The organism is Craterilacuibacter sp. (assembly GCF_051659485.1).
Classification (GTDB): Bacteria; Pseudomonadota; Gammaproteobacteria; order Burkholderiales; family Chromobacteriaceae; genus Craterilacuibacter.
Genome location: NZ_JBOFOO010000164.1, coordinates 1 through 4,230, shown reverse-complemented (window position 1 = coordinate 4,230; position 4,230 = coordinate 1). Strand labels below are relative to the sequence as shown.

The following is a 4,230-nucleotide window of genomic DNA, read 5'->3' as shown; positions in this document are numbered from 1 at the left end:
ACCGCCTGCGCGGCCATTTCGGTGATGGCGGCCAGCTGTTTGGCGTCCGGGTCTTCGTTGACGTAGGTGTCGGCGATGAAGATATTGCCGTTCGGCAGGATCAGCGCGTTCATCGCGGCGGCAACCTTGTCCTCGCGGGCGTAGCCGATCACGTCTTCGACGATGCCGAAGTGCTGGCGGTGGGCGCCATAGGTGCCGCAGATCAGCGCATCGGCTTCGCCGCGCTTGACCATCAGCGCGCCGATCAGGGTGGTGTTGCCGATCACGCGGCGCTTGGCCTGTTCCTGGCTGACGCCACGGCGCTTCATCAGCGCGTAGTAGTCTTTCCAGTAGTCGGCAAAGCGCGGGTCGTTTTCATTATTGACCAGTTCGAAGTCGACGCCGATTTCCAGCTTGAGGCCAAGCTTCTTGATGCGGGTCTCGATCACGCTCGGGCGGCCGATCAGCACCGGGAAGGCCAGATTTTGCGATACGATTTCCTGGGTGGCGTGCAGCACGCGCTCGTCTTCGCCTTCGGCCAGTACCACGCGCTTGAGCACTTTTTTGGCCTGGCTGAACACCGGCTTCATGAACAGGTTGGACTTGTAGACGAACTGCGACAGCTGGTCGATATAGGCGCCCATGTCGGCAATCGGGCGGGTGGCGATGCCGGTATCCATCGCGGCTTGTGCCACGGCCGGGGCGATCTTGACGATCAGGCGCGGATCGAACGGCTTCGGAATCACGTATTCCGGGCCGAAAGACAGGTCCTGGTCGCCATAGGCGGTGGCGACCACATCGTTCTGCTCGGCCATGGCCAAGTCGGCGATGGCGCGTACGCAGGCGAGCTTCATTTCTTCATTGATGGTGGTGGCGCCGACATCGAGCGCCCCACGGAAGATGAAGGGGAAGCACAGGACGTTGTTGACCTGGTTGGGGAAGTCGGAACGGCCGGTGCCGATAATGGCGTCCGGGCGTACCGCTTTCACCAGTTCCGGCATGATTTCCGGCTCGGGGTTGGCCATGGCCAGAATCAGCGGCGAGGCGGCCATCGACTTGACCATGTCCTGCGTCACCAGCTTGGGCCCGGACAGGCCGAGGAAGATGTCGGCGCCGACCATGGCTTCGGCCAGTTTGCGCTGGCCGTTGTCGGCAATGGCGTAACGCTTTTTGGTCTCGTCCATCTTGTCGTCGCGGCCGCTGTAGATCACGCCCTTGGAATCGCAGACGGTGATATTGGCGCGGTTGACGCCCAGGGCCACCATCAGGTCGAGGCAGGCGATGGCGGCGGCACCGGCGCCGGAGGCGACGACGCGCACCTGGCCGATGTCTTTGCCGATCAGGCGCAGGCTGTTGAGAACGGCGGCGGTGGCGACGATGGCGGTGCCGTGCTGGTCGTCGTGGAAGACCGGAATGCCCATGCGCTCACGGCACTTCTTCTCGATATAGAAGCACTCGGGGGCCTTGATGTCTTCGAGGTTGATGCCGCCGAAGGTCGGTTCCAGCGAGCAGATGATGTCGACCAGTTTGTCCGGGTCGAGCTCGTCCACTTCGATGTCGAATACGTCGATGCCGGCAAACTTCTTGAACAGCACGCCCTTGCCTTCCATTACCGGCTTGCCGGCCAGTGCGCCGATATTCCCCAGCCCCAGTACTGCGGTGCCGTTGGTGATCACGGCCACCAGATTGCCGCGCGCGGTGTACTTGTACGAATTCAGCGGGTCATCGACGATGGCCATGCACGGGGCGGCAACGCCCGGCGAGTAGGCCAGGCCGAGGTCTTGCTGGGTGGCCAGCGGCTTGGTTGGCGCAACCTGGATCTTGCCGGGGGTTGGGTACTGATGGAAATCGAGTGCGCTCTGGCGCAGTTGCTCATCCATGGAAGAAGGCTCCTGAGGTGCTTCGTGTTAAGCATTTTGAGTTGAAGGCATTCGCCGGCCATTATATAGGCTTAGCGTCAGCGGCGGCTATGGTGGCTGCCAGACAAAAAAAGCGACGGTATCAAACCGTCGCTTTTTGTTGCAGAGGACTGCAGCCTTACATCCCGAGCAGGTTTGGCAGCCAAAGCGAGATGGCCGGCACGTAGGTGATCAGCATCAGGTAGCTGATCATGACCAGGATCCATGGTGCACAGGCCTTGGTCACCTCGGTCAGCCCCATCTTGGCGATGCCGGATGCGACATACAGGTTGAGCCCGACCGGTGGCGTGATCATGCCGATTTCCATATTCACCGTCATGATGATGCCCAGGTGGATAGGGTCGATGCCCATTGCCATCGCGACCGGGAATATGATTGGCGCGGTGATCAGCAGTACTGATGACGGTTCCATGAAGTTGCCGGCCAGCAGCAGCAGCAGGTTGACCACCAGCAGGAACATCCACGGGCTCAGCCCTTGCTCGTTGATCCAGGCGGCGAGATCCTGCGGGATGCTCTCGCTGGTGAGCAAAAAGGAGAACAGCACGGCGTTGGTGATGATGTACAACAGCATCGCCGACATGTTTGCCGAGTCGAGCAATACGCGGCGGAGCTGCGACAGCTTCAGGTCCTTGTACACGAACACGGCGACGATAAAGGCGTAGACCGCACTCATCGCTGCTGCCTCGGTCGCGGTGAACACGCCGGAGTAGATGCCGCCGATCACCACCACGATCAGGAACAGGCCCCAGAAGCTTTCGCGCAGTGCATGCAGGCGCTGGCTCCAGCTGGCACGCTGCATGCGCGGATAGTTTTTCTTCTTGGCAACGAACCAGGTGACCCCCAGCAAAATGGCAGCCAGCAGCAGGCCGGGCACGATGCCGGCGACGAACAGTTTGCCGATCGACGAGTTGGTCGATACTGCGTAGATCACCATCACGATCGATGGCGGAATCAGGATGCCGAGGCCGCCCGAGGTGGCAATCACACCGACGCCAAATTCTTTCGGGTAGCCCTGCTTGACCATGGCTGGCAGCAAGATGGAGCCGATGGCGACGACGGTGGCCGGGCTGGAGCCGGAAACGGCAGCGAACAGTGCGCACGCCACCACGCCAGCCAGCGCGAGGCCGCCATGCCAGTGGCCGACCATGCTGGAGGCAAAGTTGATCATGCGGCGGGCGACGCCACCGTGGGTGAGGAAGTTGCCGGCGAGGATAAAGAACGGGATCGCCATGATCTCGAACTTCTCGATACCGGTGAACAGCTTCAGGGCGACGGCTTCAATCGGTACCTGGGTCAGGAAAAACAGGAAGGCGAGGACGGTCATGCCCAGTGCGATCGAGATCGGCATGCCGGTCAGCATCAGGGCACCCAACAGGCCGAAGATGGTCAGGCTGCTCATTGCTGTGCTCCTTTGCTGCTGGCGCGGCCGCCATGCATGTGTTCACGTTCTTCGGTCACTTCCAGTGCTTCGCCGACCGACAACTGGGTTTCATCTTCCAGGCCTTCTACGTGGGCGTGGTCGTGTACCGGTAATTCACCGGTTTTCCAGAAAGAGACGAAGACCTGCAAGAAGCGGAAGCTCATCAGATAGGAACCCAATGGAATGGCAAGGTAGATGATCCAGGTTGACCATTCGAGGTCGGGGGTGACCGGGCCTTCGAAGTAGTTGCCGGTTTCGAGGCCGAGGGCGGTCAGCGTCGCGTACGCCATGCCGTTATGCCAGACGAAGTAGGCACCCAGCGAGCCGATAATGGCGGTAAAGCTCGCGCCCGATGCCAGGCCGAACAGGACGAACTTGTTGCGTAGCGGAGTGGCTAGTTTGTTGATCAGGACATCAACGCCAACATGGATGCCGGTACGCACGCCGTAGGCGGCACCGAACTTGGCCATCCACACAAACATGTAGATGGTCAGCTCCTGTGCCCAAGCCATATTGATGGGGGCGAGGTAGGGGTAGAGCGCGTCGATGCTGGCACCGTAACGGTGTGCAACCGACAGGAAAATGATCAGGGTGGCAGCGCCTATCAGGAATGCGATCAGCCACTCCTCGATATGGTCGAGGATGCGTAACATGGAAAACTCCGGTAAAACGCCCGCCTCCGGCTGGAGGCGGGCAGGTAGGACTTATTGCGCCTTGAAGCCGGTGGCGGTCTGCACGGACTTGACCAGGTCAGGACCGATGCGCTCGGCCATCTTGGCGTGTACCGGCGCCAGTGCCTTGCGGAAGGCGGCGCGTTCGGCCTGGGTCGGGTTGTAGACGGTGGTCTTGCCCGAGGTGGCGATTTTCTTGAGGTCGGCTTCGTTTTCCTGTTTGGCGATCTGGTTGGCGTAG

Annotated in this window: 3 protein-coding genes and 1 pseudogene; all 4 read right to left on the bottom strand. The window is 60.8% G+C overall.

Going from position 1 to position 4,230, the window contains the following annotated elements:
- The coding region (locus tag ACRC1E_RS05725) for an NADP-dependent malic enzyme (RefSeq protein ID WP_438514149.1) at positions 1-1,859 on the bottom strand (1,859 nt) is incomplete at its 3' end.
- A gap of 157 nt (positions 1,860-2,016) precedes the next feature.
- The gene (locus tag ACRC1E_RS05720; protein ID WP_438514148.1) at positions 2,017-3,297 is read right to left on the bottom strand and encodes a TRAP transporter large permease; all 1,281 of its coding nucleotides are present in this window, start codon (positions 3,295-3,297) and stop codon (positions 2,017-2,019) included.
- On the bottom strand, positions 3,294-3,971 hold the full coding sequence (locus ACRC1E_RS05715; RefSeq protein WP_438514147.1) for a TRAP transporter small permease: 678 nt from the start codon (positions 3,969-3,971) through the stop codon (positions 3,294-3,296). Before ACRC1E_RS05715 ends, ACRC1E_RS05720 begins: the two co-directional genes overlap by 4 nt.
- Positions 3,972-4,022: 51 nt before the next feature.
- Positions 4,023-4,230: pseudogene (locus ACRC1E_RS05710) on the bottom strand (C4-dicarboxylate ABC transporter); the annotation flags it as partial.

What these genes read in the sequence shown, in the direction of transcription:
- ACRC1E_RS05720 (WP_438514148.1), bottom strand. Translation starts at nt 3,297, where the DNA reads ATGAGCAGCCTGACCATCTTCGGCCTGTTGGGTGCCCTGATGCTGACC.
- ACRC1E_RS05715 (WP_438514147.1), bottom strand. Translation starts at nt 3,971, where the DNA reads ATGTTACGCATCCTCGACCATATCGAGGAGTGGCTGATCGCATTCCTG.